Here is a 557-nt window from a genome sequence, read left to right on the forward strand (position 1 = left end):
GGTTTGCCAATGCTTGCACTGCTGATGCCTTTATGCGTCAGATTGATTTTTAATCCAGGTAATATTTTAATACTCTTGCGAAATCTGAAGCCCATATTTTTTCCATTTACAAGAACCAGTTTGGTTTCTATCTCAGTTGTCCGGATACAGTGAAATAAGAGTTTGATTCATTCATAGGACTGATCATTTGACTTATCTAGTGAAAAATCAGTATGTTCTTTAACATAAGATATTGGCTTTTAGACAATGAATCAAACATCAAATTATTACAATCAACATGCTCAAGCATTTTTTGAAAATACCTATCAGGTTGAGATGAAAAGTCTTTACACACCATTTCTAAGATATTTGCCGGAACAGGCATTGATCCTGGATTTGGGCTGTGGCTCGGGGCGGGACACTTTGGCATTTAAGAAAAAAGGCTATCAAGTTGAGGCAATTGATTATTCTGCCGAGCTGGTTGAAAAGGCGAGAGAACTGACAGGCATCGAGGTACGTCAGCAAAGTTTTTATGAGCTGAATGAAGTAGCTAAGTATGATGGGATTTGGGCTTGTGC

At 38.1% G+C, this 557-nt stretch carries 2 protein-coding genes; one reads left to right on the top strand and one right to left on the bottom strand.

Annotation, left to right across the window (positions count from 1 at the left end; translation table 11 throughout):
* Positions 1-95, bottom strand: a 95-nt coding sequence (locus HHA43_RS13120) for a DUF4236 domain-containing protein (RefSeq protein WP_168542767.1), incomplete at its 3' end; no start/stop codon positions are given.
* 151 nt (positions 96-246) lie between these two features.
* Between HHA43_RS13120 and HHA43_RS13125 the strand changes: the two genes are divergently transcribed.
* Positions 247-557: class I SAM-dependent methyltransferase (locus tag HHA43_RS13125; protein ID WP_168542770.1), on the top strand; the 311-nt coding region annotated here is incomplete at its 3' end.

This window comes from Acinetobacter sp. A2 (genome assembly GCF_012371325.1).
Classification (GTDB): domain Bacteria; phylum Pseudomonadota; class Gammaproteobacteria; order Pseudomonadales; family Moraxellaceae; genus Acinetobacter.